Here is an 18,634-nt window from a genome sequence, read left to right on the forward strand (position 1 = left end):
GGCTCCGCGGCCGCGATGCCGCGCATCCACTCCCTGAGCGCCTTCGGCGTGCGCCGCACCACCTGGCGCCGGATGCCCATCGGCGTGGCCGCCGACGGGCGGCTTCCGCGCCCGTCCGCGACGGAGGGACCCGTGTGTCGGCACGGTGATCAGGCGTGTTGCGCGCGGGCCCCATCGGCAGCACGAAGGGGCTACCACTGGGGTAGAGTTGCCTCTGGCGACGGGCGGCAGCATGCCCGGGAGTCGCCGAGGGCCTCTAGCTCAATTGGCAGAGCAACGGACTTTTAATCCGTGGGTTCAGGGTTCGAGCCCCTGGGGGCCTACCCACGAAAATCCAGGTCAGAGGTCCTTCTGGAGGTCCCTGGCCTGGGCTTTTCTTATCTTGGACACCCGCTGCTCGCTCGAAGCTCGCTCTTTTGTCTCGCTCGTGCCTCCCACTTCTCCGAGAGCGGGGCAGGACCTTCGCACCTGGGCGCCGCCCCGCCCTACGTGAAGAGGAACTGCCCACTTGGGTATGCCTCTGGATTGGGAAGGGCCCACCCGGACTGGCTTTGACCTGTACTGACGCGAAGAAAGCCGACGCGGACTTCAGGATCGCGTTGGCCCGCTTGGGCTCACGGTTCTCGCGCTCGAGCTCGGCCAGGCGCTGGGCCTGGTCGGTGGTGGTGCCGGGCCGGTGGCCGGCGTCGACCTCGGCCTGGGCGACCCAGTTGCGCAGCGTTTCGCGGTTGACGCCGAGCTGGTCGGCGGTACGGGCGATGGCCCCGTCGCGGGTGGCCGCGTCCCTGCGAGCCTCCACCGTCATCCGGTACGAGACAGACAACTGAGAATCCGGAAACACGGCTCCACCGAAGCCGGTACATGGCGCCTCCGCTATACCCGGTACGAGACAGGTCGGCGGGGTGGCGCTGGTAAGAGCCGAGGATACGCTACGACCACTAGGAACAGCCGGGACAGCGGGCACCATCACCCACTGCTCTCACCTCGATCGGCATCCCGTTCTCTGCGGTGTTCACGCTGGCAACCGCGATGTCGATGGCTCCGGGGAACAGCGCTCGGCTGATCCATGAGCAGACCTCGTCCATGATGCTCGACCCTGCCGAGGGAAGACGGCCATGACGGTGGATTCCCAGAAATCATCTAAAACCGCCACTTTGTGTGACTGGCCCACAGAAACTGGGCCAGAGCCAACTCTGACGAACAGAACCAGGGGACAATGATGATGGTTTCATCCGTACAAGGGTCGCAATTGTCCGTATCTGACGGATAGCATCCGAGCCTTGGCAGACCAGCCGTATCGGTGTAGGCAGGAGGTCTTAATGCAGGTCCAAGAGGTAGTGCCAGAGCCTGCCGGCCTGGTCGTGTCTCTGGCCGCATTTGGATACACCGTCGAAGCCTCTGTCGCGGACCTCGTCGACAACTCGATCTCTGCTGGTGCGACACAGGTCGACGTGGATCTGACCTGGGAGGGGGCTGACTCGTGGGTCGCGGTCAGCGACAACGGCAACGGGATGTCCGAGGGCGAGCTGGTCACCGCTATGACCGTCGCTGCCCGCTGGGGCGCGAAGCGCGACAAAGCTGACCTGGGTCGCTTCGGCATGGGACTCAAATCCGCGTCCTTCGCCCACGCCCGCCTACTCACCGTCGCGAGCCGGAAAGCCGGAGAAGATTGGCACGTCCGCACCTGGGACCTCGATCTCATCAGTGAGAAGGGCAAGTGGCTCCTGCTCGAAGGAGCCACGGCGGAAGCCGAGGGACCCCTTATGCAGGTGCTCGAGGTGATCGATGGTCCGGGCACCGTGGTGCTGTGGCAGCGCCTGTCTGCCTATCAGGGAGTTCCTGAGCAGGACTCCAGGGTGAAACATCAGTTCCTTCTAGAGTCGGGGAACGTGAGGAAACATCTGGGCCTCACCTTCCATCGCTTCCTCGACGGGCCACGGGCGGTCCGCTTGAGGGTCAACAGTGCTCCTGTGCAGCCCTGGGACCCGTTCCTCCAGGGCCATCTGTCGACCGTGAGAATGCCGACCGAAGAGCTCCTCCTCGGCGGGCATCTGGTGAAGGTCACTCCTTTCGTCTTACCTGCTCCTCACCGGCTGACGAACGAGGAGCGTGAGGCGGCCGGTCGAGACCGGGGTTGGTTGAAGCTGCAGGGCCTCTACATCTACCGCAGAGACCGGTTGATCGCGGCTGGCGGCTGGTACAGGCTGCGCAAGCGGGAAGAGAAGTTCAATCAGGCGCGGATCGCGGTGGAAGTCCCCGCAGAGACGGACGAGCAATGGAAAGTCGACGTTAAGAAGTCCACGGCCTGGCCTCCCGTATCTCTGCGGCGGTCCCTGAAGAGCATCGCGGACCGAGTATGCAAGGAGGCAGCCACCAGCATGCGTACCCGGGGGCGGGTCGCGGCGATGCGGCACGACTCTTGTCTCGAGTTCGCATGGAAACTCGATAAGCGGGGCGATGGCACCATCACCTGCAGGATCAACCGTAAGCACAGCGTGATCCAGGCACTCCTGAGCGAGGCCGAAGCACTCCAGGCCACCCAGATTGGTGTCCTCCTACGGCTACTGGAAGAAGCGTTGCCTATCGCAGGCCTGCGCGTGCTCCACGAGACCGACGCTGCAGACGACCCCGAGCCGTTCGATGGCGGATCCCCTGACAGCGATATGGAGCAGGTTGCGCGAAACATGGTGGGCGTGCTCGTCCGCAAGGGCATCAGCGAGCGGGAAGCCCTCGTGATGATCAGCCGCATGGCTCCGTTCGACGAGCTCAAGGGCTTCTGGAATCAAGATCACAACGAAGATCGAGGACGCGCATGAGTGACGAGATGGATATCTCGGCAGAGGACACTGACGAAGCCATCAAGATGGTCTTGAGCGCGCTCGACAAGTACGACCATCCGACGGTGGAGCAGATCGCGACGGCCGTGGACGCGGTGCTCGCCGTGCAGGACATGCTGGGCAACAACGTCGACAGCGATGTCGTCCGCCGACAGGTGGAGTCGATTGTCACCGTCACTCAGGAGGAAACCGGCGGCCTTGTCGACGATGACCCGACCTCCCATGTGAGGTGGCTCGACGAGCTCCGGGCTGACTCCAGCAAGGAGTGGCCATTCTGGGATCGTTACGCCGAGTACATGAAGAAACACCAGAAGCTTCCGCTCCAAGTCGTGCAAGTCTTGGACGACACCACCGCCAAGGTTTTGGGTGAGCTCGAGAGCCCCAACCGTGAAGGCGAGTGGCAGCGCCGAGGACTGGTGATCGGAGACGTCCAGTCCGGCAAGACCGGACAGTTCATCGGGCTCGCTGCGAAGGCTGCCGATGCCGGATACAAGCTCATCGTGATCCTCGCGGGTGTCCTGGACGATCTTCGGGCTCAGACGCAGACTCGCGTCGACAAGGGATTACTCGGGTACGACACCAGCCGCCAGCAGCAGGTTCGAGGCCGGCACAAGATCGGCGTCGGGAAGATGCGCGGTTTCAAGCATCCTGACATCAACTCTCTGACCACGCAGAAACTGAAGGGGGACTTCAACAAGAACTTCGCTCAGCAGCTCGGCTTCAAGATCGGCGGAACTCCGGTGGTGCTCGTCATCAAAAAGCACCAGTCGATCATCAACCACGTCACCGAATGGATGAGCAGCATGCACGGTGAGGAGGTCGGAGACGGCAAGAGCAAGGTTCGCGACGTCCCGCTTCTCCTGATCGATGACGAAGCGGACAACGCCAGCATCAACACCAACAAGGCTGGCGACGGCCCCACCTCGATCAATAAGTCCATCCGAGGGTTGCTGAACGCTTTCGAGAAAGCCTCGTATGTCGGGTACACGGCGACCCCATATGCCAACATCTTCATCGACCCTGACGTCGACGACCCTGAACACGGTAAGGATCTCTTCCCGGAGAGCTTCGCCCTGACGCTGCACTCCCCATCGAACTACTTCGGTCCCGAGCGCCTCTTCGGCCTGGTCGGAGACGACGGGGATGACGAGAAGGAGCCGCTGCCCCTGACTCGCGACGTTAACGATGCCGTTTCGTGGGTTTCCGACGGCCACAAGGCATCGCTCGTAATCGGGAAGACGATGCCCGAGAGCCTGAGAAAGGCCATTGACGCTTTCGTCCTGGGTTGTGCTGCCCGACGAGCACGGGGGAAGAAGGACGATATCAAGTCGATGCTCGTCCATGTCACCCGTTTCAAGAAGGTGCAGGAGCAGGTGGCAGAGCAGGTCTTGGGCTACCTGCTCGAGACCCAACAAGATCTCGCCACCAGGTTCGGCACCAACGCTCAGCGCCGCCTCGACCGGTTGCAGGAGCTCTGGGAGAAGGACTTCGAGACGACGACAAAGCACTTCCCTGCCGAAGACGCCAAACGCCTCAAGTGGAAGCAGGTGAAGGAGCACCTGCCTGAAGCAGTTGACAAGATCGAGGTGCGCAAGGTCAACGGTGACGCGAAGGACGCCCTCGAGTACGAGCAGCGCAAAGGGACCGGTTGGTCCGTCATCGCAGTCGGTGGGCAGAAGCTCTCCCGAGGCCTCACGCTGGAAGGGCTCACGGTCTCGTACTACCTCAGGCTCTCGAGCACCTATGACACGCTGCTGCAGATGGGACGCTGGTTCGGATACCGACCCGGTTACGAGGACCTGTGCCGCCTCTACACCACCAAGACACTGGTGAGCCGGTACCGGTGGATCACTCAGGCTACTGGCGAGCTCCGTCGAGACATCGACGAGATGGGAGTGCTCGGAGAGTCTCCCAAGAGCTACGGGATGAAGGTCATGGACGGCCCTCTCGGTCTTGCGATCACCGCACCGAACAAACGGCGGGACGGCACCCCTGTCCGGCTGTCGTTCTCTGGGGAACTTGCTGAGACCACGGTCTTCGACCTGACCGACAAAGTTCCGGAGCGAAACAGGAAGGTCCTAACGGAATTCGTCCAGCACTTGGACTCCCTGTACAGGCGTGATCACAGCGTCAAGGCGACCGGCAAAGGGATGGTCTGGCGCAATGTCTCGGCTGAAGACGTCGCCGCGATGTTCTTCGATAGATACGAGACTTCTCCCGAGGCTCACCGAGTCAAGCCTGACCTGATCGCCAACTACATCCGGCAGTGCGCCGAGAAGGACGAGTTGGCGAGCTGGACCGTCCGGGTGGTCAACAAACAGGCTAGAGACGAGAATAGGATCGACTCTCGCCAGTACAAGATCAAAGTGGGTGAAGACGAGCTCTGGGTCACGCACCGCGTTGAACTTGAGCGATCCGCTCCTGACCGCAAGGTCATCAAGCGTGTTCTGAGCCCTGCGCACGAGTCCTTCGATATGACCGAGGAACAGAAGGAAGCAGGGCGGCGCGCGGGAAAAAAGACCTTCGGAGTTCCCACTGGGAAGCCTTTGCGCAAGCAGCGGAACCCGCAGCAAGCTCTGCTGCTCATCTACCCGATCGACTACCCCGTGGAGAAGTCTGGACCCGACTTCAACGAGAGCGGGCGCATGGAGCAGGAGCTGCGTGAAAATCCGGAGATGAACCCCTACCTCGTCGGCTTTGCCGTGGCATTCCCGACATCTGCCGGTGCGGTCGGTGTCAACTACACGGTCAACAACAAGTGGTTCGAAGAGCCGAGCGACGAGGCGGAGATCGAGGCGTGACCATCACCGAAGCATTGTGGCGGGAACTCGATCAGGAAGGCGGAACGGGTGGTGCGGGAGGGTGGCTCGCTCGCCGCCTGTACCCCGACAGCGAGCAGAACATTTGGATCGGTGTCTCGCGTCTCGATGGTCGGCGTCGGCTCACGATCAGGGCTCCTCGCCCGGCCTTCCTCAAGGTGGCCAAGCGCCTGCGCGCCCTTGATGATGTCGCCGGCATCAAGCTGGACGTGATCTCGGCATCGACCCTGCACGTGGTCCTGAACAGTCTAGACCTCGCCGAACCTTTCACCGCGTTGGCGTCAGACCTGGCTCAGCGCGCCTCACGGAGCACTACTGCGAAGATCGTGGACGACGTGCTCGACCAATACGCCCTCTGGCGCAAGATGCTGAAGGAGGTAGGCCGGAGCGGCTTGGGCGGGGAGGCAAGACGTGGCCTTTTCGGCGAGCTCTACACGCTGCGCCACCACCTGCTCCCTGCAGTAGGGGCAGCGGACGCTGTAGAAGCCTGGACCGGGCCGGACGGCACGAACCAGGACTTCCAGCTCCCCGGGTGTGCTGTCGAGACGAAGTGCACAACCAACCGCAACCCGATCATCCTCACGATCAGCAGCGAGAAGCAGCTCGACCGTGCGGGAGCGGGCCACCTCTTCCTGAGCTCCGTGGTCGTCGATGAACGTCAAGGAGGGGTGGGGGCGAGCCTGAGAGCGATAGTGGAGGAGGTGCGCGACCAGCTTCCCGTCGTGATCCAGGCCGACTTCGAGCAGCGTCTGGCGAAGACCGGCTACCTGGGATTTCACGCTGAAAAGTACGATGAGCCGCGCTACACGGTGACCGGTTCTGACGTGTGGGAGGTCAGCGATGGGTTTCCGTGTCTGACCGTTGAGAATGTCCCCGCCGGAATCAGCGGGTGCACCTACAAGATTGACACCCGGGTCTTGGCAGAGTATGCGTGTGATGTGGACGAGTTCCACAGTGCACTGAGGAGCGGAAGTGAGCAGTAAAGAAGATTTCGAGAACTACGCCGCACAGCTGACCGGCGAGGTCTTCGAGACTGCTTCTGACAACGGGGAGTCGCAGCGTGACGTTTTCGCACAGCGGATCCTCGACTTGCTACACGAGGGCGGATTTGTCAACAACCCCAAGGTCGAATACCTCGAGAAGCCCGGGACTCTGCTGCACGGGTACGGATACACCGATGACGGTCTCGTCCTAGAGCTGTACACGAGCGCGTTCTCGTACGACCGTCCCCGCCTGAACAAGGGCCTTCTCGACAGGTACTTCCGGCGTGCGATCGCCTTCCTGAAGAAAGCAGAGAAGATCAAGGCTGCCAGCGATCCCAAGACGGGAATCTACCGCATGTGCGAGGTGGTACTCGCCGCGCTGGAGAACTCGGCCTTGACACGCATCAGGGTCTTCTTCGTGACCTCGAGCAGCAGTGGTACCTCCTCGATGCCAGAGCCGGGTGACTTCAACGGCGTCCCGGTCGAGTACCACCTGTACGACCTGCCGCGCATCTATAAGATGGAGAAGGCCGGAATTGCCAGCGAGCAGATCGAGGTCAAGCTCGACCCACCCCTGCGATGCCTGCCAGCGCAGGCCAACGACGATGACCACTCGGTCTACCTGGCTGTCATCCCTGGCCGAGTGCTCGCCGAGCTGTACGACGAATACCGCACCCGCCTTTTGCAGCTGAACGTGCGAGCCTTCCTGCAGGCACGTGGCAAGGTGAACAAGGGGATCCGCGACACTGCGATCAGGCACCCGGCCTGGTTCCTGGCCTACAACAACGGCATCACCGCAACCGCCTCGGACGCGGAGTTCGAGTGCGACGAGTCGGGCCGCGAGATAGCCATCACGAGCCTGACCGACCTGCAGATTGTTAATGGCGGGCAGACGACCGCGACCCTCCACCACGTCTTCAGCAAAGAAAAGAACACGTTGGAAGGGGTGGATGTGCAGATGAAGCTGACTCTGGTACCCCCGGACAAGCGCGGCGAGGTAGTGCGCAAGATCTCCGAGTACTCCAACACGCAGAACCGCATCTCCCAGGTGGACTTCTCCTCCAATGACAAGTTCCACGTCAAGTTCGAGGCCGTCTCTCGGAACATATGGGCTCCGCCTGTGCGCAACTCTCTCTTGGACACTCGATGGTTTTACGTGCGGACCAGGGGAGCCTATGAGGTCGAACTCAACAAGAACACGACGACCGCGACCAGACGGAAGTTCAAGGCTGAGAACCCGCCTGCCCAGAAGTTCGACAAGGCGGAGCTGGCCAAGTACGTCAACTGCTGGATGGGCAAGCCCTACAAGGTTGCTCTGGGAGCCCAGAAGAACTTCGTGGACTTCCAAGCGCATGTGACTGAGTATCCGCCGCTGATCGATGCCACCTACGTACAGCGGACGATCGCCCTGAAGATGCTATTCACCGCCGTCGACTCGGTCGCTCGAGCACAGGGGGCGGGCTCCAACAAGTCTGCGGTGACCGCGTACACAACGGCAATGCTCTGCCACGCAACCAGCCACCGAATCGACCTCGACCGTATCTGGCGCGAGCAGGCGAACTACGGGGAGAAGGATCCCAAGGTCAGTCCTGCCTTGGTGGAGGCCATCAAAAGCTTGTGCGCCCCCGTCATGAAGGTCATTCTCAACGGAGGCAGTCACCCGATCGAGTGGGCCAAGAGGCCCGAGTGCTGGACCAAGGTACAGGAGATCAACTGGAAAATACCGACTGCCCTCGAGGGCGAGCTGCGCCCCACCATGCTCAAGCTCGAGCGAGACGAGGCGCAGGCCAGCGAAGACTTGGGCCAGCGTTTCCAAGAGGTTGCCGCCGATGACTGGCAGTCTGCGTATGAGTGGGGCCAGGAGACCGACCGCCTCGAACCCGTCGAACTTGCGGCGCTGGACACCGTGGTGAACCTGCTGGAGCGTGGTGAGGCCGTCTCGGATACGCGCGCGTTGCGAGCTTTGGAAGCCTACGACAAGGCTCTGCAAGCAGGATTCGATCCTGAACCGGAGTAGGAACACATCAGGCTGGGGTGAGGGGTCTTCCGACGCCAAGTGGCGTCGGAAGACCCCTCACCCCAGCCGCTCAGCCTTCAGGGGAGAACACGGAGAACAGGTCGATTCCCTCCTGCTGGCGTGCGGTGCGAGCAGCCCATGCACGCTTCGACCCCGTGGACTTGCTCTTCATCTGCTCGGCCCGCAAATCCTCGATCTTTTGGATCTCGGCAGGGTCCTTGGCGGTGACGCAGAACTTCTGCAGAGGGCAGTTGTTACAGTCCACCTGGTTGGTCTCGCACAGCTGTTGCCCAATGCGGTGCACGGCTGCCATGCGCAAAGAAGCGTTGTCGTCGGCCCCGATCAGGCGCGACAGATCCACGCGTCCCTCTGTGCCCTTGTTGAACAGGTGAGATTGTGTCCCGGCCACACGAGCTGCGACCCGTTGGGAGGGGGCAGAACTGAGCAGAAGGTCGGGTCCATTGCGCAGGATCGTGTACATCTTGATCTCGGTCGGCTGCAGCGAGATGCCGACGGCGACCCGCTGGATCTCCTCCGGAGTGTCCTTCTCCCTCTGGGAAGCCGCCCACAGAGCAGTTTGGGCCACACCCCTGCGGAGCCGCTCGAGCTTCTTCCGGGCCGAGGCGGTGGGAGCCAGAGCCAGCAGCTCTTCGAGGGACTCGTTTGAGAGGGTGCTGACGCCGTCCAACACGGCCAGCATCGAAACCAGCTGCTCGTGGGACAGCTTACTGCCGGCCAGTATCGACATTACGGCCGCCTGGATTGGTCCCATCTTCTTACCGGGGAAGTAGAACCACATGTCGCCTTCCCGCTGCTGACGGGCCCAGGCATTCAGTCCTTCCCTGAGGCGCCCGGCCTCCGTGGTCGCACCGTCGATGGGCTGGCAGTTGTCCAAGGGAAGCAGCGCTGTGGCCGCTGCCTTTCCTAGGAGGGGAGGGACAGCGTTACCGATCTGCCGGAAGGCGTCCGACCGGGTGCCTGCAAAACGGAATGAGTCGGGAAAAGACTGCACCCGAGCTGCCTCACGAACAGTGAGGGTGCGGTGCTCGGCCGGGTGGATGTACCAGTACCCGTCCTTGGCTAAGTGCGCGGTGATGGTGCGTGAAAGGTCATCGCCGCGCAGCCGATGGTACTTGTCTTTGAACTTCGAAGTGTCGTATCGGAGTTCGACTGTGCCGTCCAGATCCGCGTAGGTCAGGTCCGTGGTCAGTTTTTCGAAGACGTTGAAGTCGTCCTCTCGAACACGCCGTGAGTAGTGGTCGTGCACGAAACCCCTGTCGGCATCAGGAACGTCTTGACGCATCAACCTTACGAAGTCGGGAGCGTCTTCTCCCTGGTCTTTGTAGGGCATGACGGTTGCGCCAACATCTCCGCGCGGAGCCGTGACCCATGTGAAAGGGCGTCGCTTCGCGACGTACTGCATGGGCAGGTGCTCCATGTCCCGGTGCAGCTCGAAAGACGGGACATTCTTGGGGCGGTCGGTGCGGCCCTCCCAGCCGGACAGAGGAACGACGGTGATTCTGGGCAAGTCCCCGATCGCCTCATTGAGGGTCACTCGCGGCTGCTTCTCGGGCCACGGGAACGCCTCGACGTCCCGACGGGCAAGGAGGATCAGACGCTTACGCTGTTGGGGCACGCCGTGCTGCCAGGCGGGCACGATTCGGGTCTCGACCGCATAACCCCGCCGTTCGAGCCTCTCCTCGATAATGCGAATAACGGCAAAGTCGTCCTGCAGCCCCATGTCGGGGACGTTCTCCATCAGGACGGCACGAGGGTTGAGTTGCTCGACGATATCGAGGTAGGCCTGCCACAGCTCCTTGCGCGCGTCCTCCGGGTTGCGCCCGTGCCTACGCACCAAGTCGCGGATTTTGTTGCGTCCGGCGAGAGAGAACGGCTGACAGGGCGGGCCTCCTGCGACCAAGTCGATCTCGACCTGACCGAGCAGCGCCACGAGCTCGTCACGGATCTTGGGGTCACCTAGGTCCCGCATGAGACTCAGGCCGGAAAAGTTGTGCGCGTGCGTCTCGACGGCCCGGTCATCGAAGTCGATGCCAGCGGCGATGGTCCAGCCGGCCTCCTTGATGCCGTAGCTCAGGCCGCCGGCACCGGTGAACAGGTCCACGGCGAGTAGTTTGCCCGCAGTGACCTTCGCTGCCGCCCATCCCTGAAAATCGTCCTCGGTCGCGACGTGGTCGTGATGCGGTTCGAGGTGCACGTACTCCGATCGCTTGAGCGGTACGCCGTACCCAGATGACTTCCTGACCACGTGCTCCTCCGTATGACTGGGGCTGATGCCGCGCCAGAGCCCGCCCAACCACCGACACGAAGAGTGCCTGGCAGACCGGATACTGGACCAGGTGTGAGATCGGACCGCAGCCCTAATCAGGGCCACAGAGCGCTGTGACCAGGCACGGCTGCGCAACGACTTTCCGAAGGTCAAATAGTACCGAGTCACGCAACAGGGCAGGTCGCAGCGCCTTGATTTACTCTTCGACCAGGAACAACTTGTTGACCACCTCCTGAGATTCTGCCACTGCTGGGCCTCACCAAGCCCCCGGGGAGGAGGTCTCTCAGGCCGGTGGTCAGTGTGAATCCCCCGGGTTATTGGGACTCTCTATCTGTGCTGTGAACTGCGGTTCTCGGATGTTTCGGACGTAATAGGCGGCCTGGTACTCCACCGGTGGGACGTGGCTGATCTCACCGTGGAGCCGGATGTGGTTGCACAAGTCTCCCAATCGGCGGTGGCGATCTCGACCCCGCCCGATGTTTTCCACAGGCAGCGCGGCTTGATCAGCTGTCTCGTGCCGGGTGTGGTGTGTACCGCTCTTGATGGAGTCAGGCTGTTGGTTTCTGGGACACCTAACCGGGCCCACGGATTTGATCCGTGGCTCGGGAGGTGGGGCGGTTGCTCGGTGGTTGCTCCGTTGTTGGAGGACGGGGTGGTCTCCGGTGGTGCCGGGCGGTCTTAGGCGGAGTCGGTGTTTCGGGATGGTGGGGGAGTTGTCGGTGTATAGCGGGGCGTATCGGCCCGGCCGGAGCGGACTTTTAATCCGTGGGTTCAGGGTTCGAGCCCCTGGGGGCCTACCCCTCCCCACCTGGGCGTTCCTTTTCTGCAAGGAACGCCCTTCGTCGTTCCCTGGGGCCTGGGGAGCCCGCTCCTGTGTCCCCGCCGCGCCTGCCTCGCGCGCGTGCCCGTTCCCCCTCCTGCTCCGTCCCGTGGCCGGGCCTGCTGTCCGGTGCGCAGGGCTACTCGTCCTCCTGCGGCGTGTAGAGCATGATCCAGTGGTCCCGCTCGGGGTCGTGCAGCACCTCGATGTCGAAGCGGGCCCACCCCTGGGTCGGGTGGCGCATCCGCTTGACCGCCGACCTGGAAGCGCCGACCTCCCCCTCCTCCCAGTGGTCGCGGAAGCTCTGGCTGGTCGCGGTGAGCTCGGCGAGCAGGGACCGCAGGTAGGCGTCGTCGGGGTACCGGCTCAGAGCGATCCGGAACTCGGCGGCCGCGGCCCGCAGGAAGCGCTCCGAGCCCTCGTCTCCGAGCAGGCGAGCCAGGGTGTCGGTCGTGAAGGCCTGGTAGGCGATGTTGCGCTCGAACGGGCCGTCGCCGAACGAGGTCCCGAGCAGCTCCTGCGCGACCTTGTTGCGGGCCAGCAGGTCCAGGCGCCCGTCGTGCACGGTGACCGGCATCGTCTCGTCCAGGCCCCGCAGCAGGCGCAGCAGCCCGGGGCGGATGACCGAGGCGGGGGAGGCCGGCTCGGGCGGGGGCTCACCGCCCAGCCGGAAGAGGTGGGCGCGTTCGGCGTCCGAGAGACCGAACGCCTGTGCCAGCGAGGCGAGGATCTCGCGCGAGGGGCGGGGCGCCCTGCCCTGCTCCAGGCGTGTGTAGTACTCCACCGAGATCCCCGCCAGGTCGGAGACCTCCTGGCGGCGGAGCCCCGGAACCCGCCGGCGGGAGGTCCGCACGCCGCCCCGCGGGTCCGCGGGGCTCATCGCGGCCCTGCGGCGCCTCAGGTACGCCCCGAACTCGGTTCGATCGCTGCTCGGCATGCCCCCTATTGTCCCCGCCCCGTGTCGGCGGGCGAGCCTGGTCCTGCCGATACCACCCTCGGCTCGGCCTTCCTGCCCCGCCCGTCCTCCCGGATCATCGAAAACGAACCGGGTTCACCAGGAACGCCCCGCGCATGCGGCGGACCTCCCGGGGCCGAGGAGAGGGCATGACCAGTACAGCGTGGACCTTCACGATCCCCCGGAGTCGCGTCCAGGAGTTCCGAGACCTTCTCGCCGACCTGAACAGGGACTACCTGCCCGGCCTGGACAACCGGGCCCGAGAGGTCGGCTACCACCGGGAGCGGATGTGGCTCCAGCCGAGGGAGGACGGCGGCGCGGAGTTCATCGTCTACCTCGAGTTCGACGAAGGCGTCGACCTGGCCGCCTTCTCCGAACGGCTCCTGGCCTACGAGTCCGAGTTCACGCGGTGGTGGACGCCCCGCTTCGCCTCCTTCGGAATCCCCACGACGTTCGGTGAGCCCCTGCTGTCCTGGGACGCCTGAACCGGATCTCCGCGCACACCCCCCGCACACCCGCACACCCGCACGACGATCGGAAACCTCATGGACGACCAGAAGACGACTCCCGCCACCCACACCGGGCTCGCCGTGGCCCAGGAGTTCATCCGCGCCGTCGAGGCCAAGGACATCGACGCCGTGGCCCGGACCCTGGCAGGCGAGGCACGGCAGCTGTTCATGCACGCCGGGGGCGCCACGACCCCCCAGGGTGTCGCCGACATCGTCGCGGGCCGCAAGCGGGGCGTCTGCGTCGCCGACGTCAAGGGCAGGAGCGAGGTTCTCGCGTACACGGGCGCCTTGTTCGACAAGTTCTCCCCGCTGCGCTGGCGCGACCACAGGTGGGTCGTCTCGCCCGGCGGCAGCGAGCTCTTCTTCCACGGCGTCGGCGACATGGTCGTGGCGCGCACGGGACAGCCCTACCGCAACACCTATGTGACGCGGTTCGATGTCGAGGACGGCCGGATCGTCCTCATGGCCGAGTACGGGAACGCGCTGATGTACGCCGGGCTGGGCGTGCGCCCGAACGGGGCCGAGTTCCGCTCCCTGCTGCGCGCGGTCGGCCGCATGCTCTCGCCGCGGCTCTCCGCCCGCTCGGGCCGGTGAGCCTCCCGCCCCAGGCGGGCGGCCCCTGTCCGCGCGGGTCCGGCCCGGGGGTGCGGGCGGCCCGGCCCCGGAACACGCCTGGCCTCCCGGCGGCAGGGAAGGCGGGGACCGGGTCTTCATCGCCTTCCATCCGACGGCGATCAGCTCCGTCTCCTGGGGCCGCTCGGGGGCGAGCTGGAGGTGTTTGGTGATGGCCTCCCACGCGGTCTCCGCGCGGTGCACCGGATCCATGGCGTCCACCCACCGGCACTCCCGCGCCGCCCACACCGCCAACCGCACCACCTGGAAGGCCGTATAACCGTGCCCCACCGGGTCATCGGCTCGGGGCGGCGGCAGCAACGGACCGAACTCACTCGACCCGTGTGGGGCACGCGTTGCCGTACCGCCTCTGTCGCCCTCCGGCGCCGGCCTGGGGACGTCTTCGCCCGTGACGATCGGTTCCGGCAGCGGGACGGCAACAGCGTTCACGGAACACGCTCCAGGGGGACGTGGGGACGAAGAGCCATCACCTATATATATGACTGGCTCATACACTCATATATATGAGTACTGTGATCAGGTTGCCTCACCCATGTACATGAGTCAACCCTGTGGGTGAAGAACGCGGAAACCCTCAGTCCACTGCCGGGATGCGGTAGTCGAGCACGAACTGGTCCGCCGCCATGATCGTGTCGCACACCTCCACCACCCGGCCGGCGGTGGTCACGGCGTTGCGCGTCAGGTGGAAGACCGGGGATCCCGGGCTCAGACCCAGCGCGCTCGCCTCCTGCTTGGTGGACAGTCGCGCCCGCACCGTCTCGGTGTACTCGGCGAACTCGTGGCCGTGCTCTTCGAGCCGTGCGTAGATCCCGCCACCGCCGGGGTTCTCCTCGAACAACTCGGGAATGTCCCGAGCCACATCCCACGGCAGGTACGACGTGGCCTCCTCGGTGGGCGTGCCGTCGCTGAAGTACAGCCTGCGACGGGCCAGGACCTTCTCCCCCTCGTCCACGCTCAAACGCTCGGCGATCTCGGCGGGAACGGACACCGGGCCGATGGACAGCACCTGCACGGTGGGCTCGACCCCGGCCTGCTCGGTCTCGGCGATGTAGGCGGCCTTGCCGGCGCGGCGGTGGGAGCGCCGGAACCGGTCGGAGGACTTGCGGGTGACCGGCGGGCGCGACTTCACGAACGAGCCCTTGCCCTGGAAGGTCTCCACCAACCCGACGGTCCGCAACTGGGCGATGGCCTTGCGAACCGTGCCCGACGAGACGCCGTAGCGTTCCACCAGCGCCGTTTCACTCGGGATCTCGGTGGAGGGTGCCAGTCGGCCGGTCGCGATCTGCTCTTCGATGTCGTCCGCGATCTGGAGATACCGGGGCTTACCGGACCGCGCTCCTACAGTGCTCGCCATGGTCCTTCTCTGCCTCCTATGCTCCTGTATATGAGTAACAGCACCGGAGACAGGCCGTCAACGCCGCTGCACTCGGTGTCCGTCGCCGGAGCCGTCCTCGACGAGAACGGCCGGTTCCTCGTGATCCGCCGCGCCGACAACGGACGCTGGGAACTCCCCGGAGGGGTCCTGGAACTCGCCGAGACCCCGGAGGACGGTGTGTGCCGGGAGGTCTGGGAGGAGACCGGCATCCACGTCGAGGTGGACCGGCTCACCGGCGTCTACAAGAACACCGCCCGGGGAGTCGTCGCCCTCGTCTTCCGCTGCAAGCCCTCCGGCGGCGCCGAGCGCCCGTCCCCGGAGTCGACCGATGTCGTCTGGCTCACCCCGGGCGAGGTGGCCGAGCGCATGGGAGAGGTCTACGCGATCCGCCTCCTCGACGCCCTGGACCCGAACACCCCCCACGTCCGCAGCCACGACGGCCACCGCCTGATCCCGACCAGGTGATTCTGCGAGAGCTGGGCCTGTTGCCACCCCGGGCGGGAACTCACCCGGGGGCGGTCGCCGACCGGTCTCAGGGCGACGGCGGCGCCTCGACGACGAAGAACAGGAAGCCGATCTGCGTGGACAGGGCGTGGAAGTCGTCGGGGAACAGCTCACGGGCGGCCGGGTCGGGCTGCGGCTCGCTGATGACGGAGAGGCGGAAGCCGGCGGCGGTGAAGGCGTCGGTCATCGCGTGCAGCGGTCGGCGCCAGAACTTCAGCGTGACGGTCCGCCCGCTGAACGAGAGCTCGTCGGAATAGCTGGTGGTCGCGGAATAGTCGGGCCGGGGGTCCTGGATCGCGTAGTCCACGAACGGGTGCTGCACCGAGGCGATCAGCCGGCCGCCCGGCCTGAGCACGCGCCGCATCTCGGCCAGCGTCGGCCCCCAGTCCTCCAGGTAGTGCAGCACCAGCGACGCGACCACGTCGTCGAACGCGCCGTCGTCGAACGGCAGGGGGTCGCCCAGGTCCGCCACGCGCAGGTCCACGCCGTCCCCGAGTCGCCGCCTGGCCAGCGCCAGCATCCCGGCGCTGGCGTCGACGCCGGTGACGACGGCGCCGCGGTCGCGCAGGGCGGCCGACAGGGGGCCCGCGCCGCAGCCGGCGTCCAGGATCCGTCGGCCGGCCACGTCTCCGGCGAGGGCCACCATCGCGGGCCGCTCGTAGTAGGCGTTCTGGAGGCTGTTCTCGTTCTCCGCCGCGTACGCCTCGGCGAAGCCGTCGTAGTCGTTCGCCCTGCCCGGAACACCGGGCAGGGCGGGGGTCTCGGGGGTGCCGGTTCCTCGGTCCATGGCCGGAGCCTAGTGGTCCCCCGACCCGTCGGACAGGTCCTGTCCGCGGTTCGGCCGGGACCGGACACGGTCTCCGGGCGGGGCCGCCCCGGGCCCGCCGCCGGTGCGCGGCCCGGTCCCCGCCCCCGGTGGCCCGTACCCGGGGACGACACCGGGACGGAAGCCCTTGCGAGGGGTCACGGGATCCGGCCGTGCCGCGTTCTACAGTCGCGGGATGAAGCACATACTCGGTCGCCGGCCGACGTGGGGCGCCGACGCCGGTCTCGTGGTGCTGGCGCTGGCGCCGCCGCTGGTGTCGCAGGTGTACACGGACACGACGGACGCGGCGTGGGCCTGGTTCGCCGTTTGCGGGGCGGTGGCCGGGCCTCTGTGGTGGCGGGGCGGCGGCTGCCGGCCACCGCCTTCGTCGCCGCCCTCGGCACGCTGGTGGCGGCGCTGGTGGGGAGTTCGCTCGAGGGCGTCGAGCTGACCCCGCTGGTCCTCCTGCCGCTCGCGGTGCTGCTCCACGGCCTGGGCAGCCGCTGCGCCGGTTGGAGGCGCACGGTGCTGGCGGTGGGCGCCGGGAGCGTGATGGTCCTGGCCGGCCTGTCGGTGGACCGGCTGGCGGTCGGCGCCGGCGGCTTCGACGTCCTCTCCGTGCTGGCCTTGATGCCGCTGGCGTGGGCGACGGGCTTCGCCGCGCGCACCCGTCGCGAGCTGCTGGCCGCCGCCGGGGAGCGGGCGGCGGAGGCGACGCGCGCGAGGCGGCTGCGGGAGGAGCAGGCCGCGCTGCGGGAGCGGGCGCGGATCGCCCGTGAGATGCACGACGTGGCCGCGCACTCTCTGACCCTGCTGGTGGTGCACGCGGAGACCCTGCGCGCCCGCGGCGGTGAACTCCCCGCATGGGCGCGCGCCCAGGTCGACGGACTGGCCGCGGCGGGTCGCCGGAGCGGAGGTGAACTGCGGGAGATGCTGCGGATGCTGCGTGACCCGGCGGACGCGGTCCCGCTGTGCCCGCTGCCCGGGCTCGGGGAGCTGGACACCCTGCTGGACGGCCACCGGGCGGCGGGGGGAACGGCCGAGGCGCGCGTCGACGCGGGGCCGGAGGAGTTGCCGGGGCCGGTGCAGGCGGCGGTCTACCGCGTCGTGCAGGAATCCCTGGCCAACGCCCGCAGGCACGCGCCCGGGGCGCCGGTCCGGCTCACCGTCGCCGCCGACCGCGACACCGGGCGGCTGCTGCTGGAGGTGGTCAACGGACCCGGTACGCGGCCCGGCGCGGCGGGGGCGGGGACCGGGCTCGGCGTGGTCGGCATGCGGGCCCGGGCGGACGCGCTGGGCGGGGAGCTGGACGCCGGACCGACCGCGGACGGCGGGTTCCGTGTCCTGGCCGCGGTGCCTCTGGAGACGGCCGACGCCTGAGCGGACCGGCGTCGCCGTGGAGGACGGCGAGCCGGTCGTCCGATCCGGGTCGGGCGCGGCCCCGGACATTCTGGCCGACGTCGCCGTGGCCGGCGGTGACGCCCTCCGGCGGGGCGCGGACCCGCCGTCCCGGGCGCGTCGCCGCGCGCGGGACGGGCACTGTTGGTGTACTCGGACAGTCGGAAGACCTGCCGAGCATCGACGACCAAGGAGCGGCATGGCGTTCTCTGAGAAGCAGCAGGCGGTTCTGCGCAAGCCCGCGTTCGGGCACGTGGCCACACTCGGCCCCGAGGGGCAGCCCCAGTCGAGCCCGGTGTGGATCGACTGGGACGGCGAGTTCCTGAGGTTCAGCCAGACCACCACCCGGCAGAAGCTGCACAACCTCCGGCGCGACGGGCGGATCGCGGTGTCGGCCACCGACCCCGACGACCCCTACATGTACGTGGAGGTCCGCGGCGAGGTGGAGCGGATCGAGGAGGACACGGACAAGGCCTTCATCGACGAGATGTCCCAGAAGTACATGGGCACCCCGTACCCCTGGGGCGACCCCTCCGAGAAACGTGTCATTGTCTACGTCCGGCCCGAACGCTTCGTGGGCCGGTAGGGCGGTCGGCAGGACACGGGCGCGGCCCCGCTCCGGCGGGGTCGCGCGCTCCCCGACGCGTGCGGCGTCCGCGCCGCCCAGGAGCACACTCGTTGAGGAATATTGC

General features: G+C 66.0%; 13 protein-coding genes, 2 tRNA genes and 2 pseudogenes. 11 read left to right on the forward strand and 6 right to left on the reverse strand.

The features are described 5' to 3' along the window. Window positions 1-250 precede the first annotated feature (250 nt). A tRNA-Lys gene (locus ACFQBR_RS15105) sits at window positions 251-323 on the forward strand. A 284-nt stretch (window positions 324-607) separates the two neighbouring features. On the opposite strand, the pseudogene ACFQBR_RS15110 reads toward ACFQBR_RS15105, so the two are convergent. After that, window positions 608-967: pseudogene (locus tag ACFQBR_RS15110) on the reverse strand (transposase); the annotation flags it as partial. A gap of 352 nt (window positions 968-1,319) precedes the next feature. On the opposite strand from ACFQBR_RS15110, the gene ACFQBR_RS15115 reads away from it, so the two are divergent. The 4 genes from ACFQBR_RS15115 to ACFQBR_RS15130 are packed head-to-tail and all read left to right on the forward strand — an operon-like array spanning window position 1,320 to window position 8,656. After that, window positions 1,320-2,816 carry an ATP-binding protein gene (locus ACFQBR_RS15115; RefSeq protein WP_344176757.1) on the forward strand — a complete coding sequence of 499 codons (1,497 nt, stop codon included), beginning with the start codon at window positions 1,320-1,322 and terminating at the stop codon, window positions 2,814-2,816. Next, window positions 2,813-5,638 (forward strand): Z1 domain-containing protein, encoded by a 2,826-nt coding sequence (locus ACFQBR_RS15120; RefSeq protein ID WP_344176759.1) that lies wholly within the window; start codon window positions 2,813-2,815, stop codon window positions 5,636-5,638. The genes ACFQBR_RS15115 and ACFQBR_RS15120 overlap by 4 nt, the downstream gene beginning before the upstream one ends. After that, window positions 5,635-6,639 (forward strand): PD-(D/E)XK motif protein, encoded by a 1,005-nt coding sequence (locus tag ACFQBR_RS15125; protein ID WP_344176762.1) that lies wholly within the window; start codon window positions 5,635-5,637, stop codon window positions 6,637-6,639. Before ACFQBR_RS15120 ends, ACFQBR_RS15125 begins: the two co-directional genes overlap by 4 nt. Then, complete coding sequence (locus ACFQBR_RS15130) at window positions 6,629-8,656, forward strand: AIPR family protein (protein WP_344176764.1); 2,028 nt, start codon at window positions 6,629-6,631, stop codon at window positions 8,654-8,656. The genes ACFQBR_RS15125 and ACFQBR_RS15130 overlap by 11 nt, the downstream gene beginning before the upstream one ends. A gap of 70 nt (window positions 8,657-8,726) precedes the next feature. Here ACFQBR_RS15130 and ACFQBR_RS15135 read toward each other — a convergent pair whose 3' ends face one another. Next, window positions 8,727-10,922 carry a DNA cytosine methyltransferase gene (locus tag ACFQBR_RS15135; RefSeq protein WP_344176767.1) on the reverse strand — a complete coding sequence of 732 codons (2,196 nt, stop codon included), beginning with the start codon at window positions 10,920-10,922 and terminating at the stop codon, window positions 8,727-8,729. Window positions 10,923-11,651: 729 nt separating this feature from the next. On the opposite strand from ACFQBR_RS15135, the gene ACFQBR_RS15140 reads away from it, so the two are divergent. Further along, a tRNA-Ser gene (locus ACFQBR_RS15140) sits at window positions 11,652-11,740 on the forward strand. 162 nt (window positions 11,741-11,902) lie between these two features. On the opposite strand, the gene ACFQBR_RS15145 is transcribed toward ACFQBR_RS15140, so the two are convergent. Continuing rightward, window positions 11,903-12,700 (reverse strand): helix-turn-helix transcriptional regulator, encoded by a 798-nt coding sequence (locus ACFQBR_RS15145; RefSeq protein ID WP_344176769.1) that lies wholly within the window; start codon window positions 12,698-12,700, stop codon window positions 11,903-11,905. 167 nt (window positions 12,701-12,867) lie between these two features. Between ACFQBR_RS15145 and ACFQBR_RS15150 the strand changes: the two genes are divergently transcribed. Next, a complete protein-coding gene (locus ACFQBR_RS15150; RefSeq protein ID WP_344176771.1) occupies window positions 12,868-13,203 on the forward strand; it encodes a hypothetical protein in 336 nt (111 codons plus the stop codon). 60 nt (window positions 13,204-13,263) lie between these two features. Continuing rightward, the gene (locus tag ACFQBR_RS15155) at window positions 13,264-13,821 is read left to right on the forward strand and encodes a nuclear transport factor 2 family protein (RefSeq protein WP_344176773.1); all 558 of its coding nucleotides are present in this window, start codon (window positions 13,264-13,266) and stop codon (window positions 13,819-13,821) included. An 81-nt stretch (window positions 13,822-13,902) separates the two neighbouring features. Here the strand turns inward: ACFQBR_RS15155 and ACFQBR_RS15160 are convergent. After that, window positions 13,903-14,160: pseudogene (locus tag ACFQBR_RS15160) on the reverse strand (hypothetical protein); the annotation flags it as partial. A 274-nt stretch (window positions 14,161-14,434) separates the two neighbouring features. Beyond that, complete coding sequence (locus ACFQBR_RS15165; RefSeq protein WP_344176775.1) at window positions 14,435-15,214, reverse strand: GntR family transcriptional regulator; 780 nt, start codon at window positions 15,212-15,214, stop codon at window positions 14,435-14,437. A 30-nt stretch (window positions 15,215-15,244) separates the two neighbouring features. Between ACFQBR_RS15165 and ACFQBR_RS15170 the strand changes: the two genes are divergently transcribed. Then, window positions 15,245-15,700: an NUDIX hydrolase gene (locus ACFQBR_RS15170; protein WP_344176777.1), complete on the forward strand. Its 456-nt coding sequence runs from the start codon at window positions 15,245-15,247 to the stop codon at window positions 15,698-15,700. A gap of 67 nt (window positions 15,701-15,767) precedes the next feature. Here the strand turns inward: ACFQBR_RS15170 and ACFQBR_RS15175 are convergent, their stop codons facing one another. Further along, window positions 15,768-16,526, reverse strand: coding sequence for a class I SAM-dependent methyltransferase (locus ACFQBR_RS15175; RefSeq protein WP_344176780.1), 759 nt, complete (start codon window positions 16,524-16,526; stop codon window positions 15,768-15,770). 327 nt (window positions 16,527-16,853) lie between these two features. Here ACFQBR_RS15175 and ACFQBR_RS15180 point away from each other — a divergent pair, with 327 nt between their 5' ends. Beyond that, a complete protein-coding gene (locus ACFQBR_RS15180) occupies window positions 16,854-17,924 on the forward strand; it encodes a sensor histidine kinase (RefSeq protein ID WP_344176782.1) in 1,071 nt (356 codons plus the stop codon). A gap of 217 nt (window positions 17,925-18,141) precedes the next feature. After that, a complete protein-coding gene (locus ACFQBR_RS15185; RefSeq protein ID WP_330161284.1) occupies window positions 18,142-18,528 on the forward strand; it encodes a PPOX class F420-dependent oxidoreductase in 387 nt (128 codons plus the stop codon). The last annotated feature ends 106 nt before the right edge of the window (window positions 18,529-18,634 follow it).

The sequence above is a fragment of the Nocardiopsis tropica genome, assembly GCF_042660575.1.
GTDB classification, from domain to species: domain Bacteria; phylum Actinomycetota; class Actinomycetes; order Streptosporangiales; family Streptosporangiaceae; genus Nocardiopsis; species Nocardiopsis tropica.

Bases quoted from the DNA above. Each gene is read 5' to 3' on its own strand.
- ACFQBR_RS15115 (WP_344176757.1), top strand. From the start codon at position 1,320: ATGCAGGTCCAAGAGGTAGTGCCAGAGCCTGCCGGCCTGGTCGTGTCT.
- ACFQBR_RS15120 (WP_344176759.1), top strand. From the start codon at position 2,813: ATGAGTGACGAGATGGATATCTCGGCAGAGGACACTGACGAAGCCATC.
- ACFQBR_RS15145 (WP_344176769.1), bottom strand. From the start codon at position 12,700: ATGCCGAGCAGCGATCGAACCGAGTTCGGGGCGTACCTGAGGCGCCGC.
- ACFQBR_RS15150 (WP_344176771.1), top strand. From the start codon at position 12,868: ATGACCAGTACAGCGTGGACCTTCACGATCCCCCGGAGTCGCGTCCAG.
- ACFQBR_RS15155 (WP_344176773.1), top strand. From the start codon at position 13,264: ATGGACGACCAGAAGACGACTCCCGCCACCCACACCGGGCTCGCCGTG.
- ACFQBR_RS15165 (WP_344176775.1), bottom strand. From the start codon at position 15,214: ATGGCGAGCACTGTAGGAGCGCGGTCCGGTAAGCCCCGGTATCTCCAG.
- ACFQBR_RS15170 (WP_344176777.1), top strand. From the start codon at position 15,245: ATGAGTAACAGCACCGGAGACAGGCCGTCAACGCCGCTGCACTCGGTG.
- ACFQBR_RS15175 (WP_344176780.1), bottom strand. From the start codon at position 16,526: ATGGACCGAGGAACCGGCACCCCCGAGACCCCCGCCCTGCCCGGTGTT.
- ACFQBR_RS15185 (WP_330161284.1), top strand. From the start codon at position 18,142: ATGGCGTTCTCTGAGAAGCAGCAGGCGGTTCTGCGCAAGCCCGCGTTC.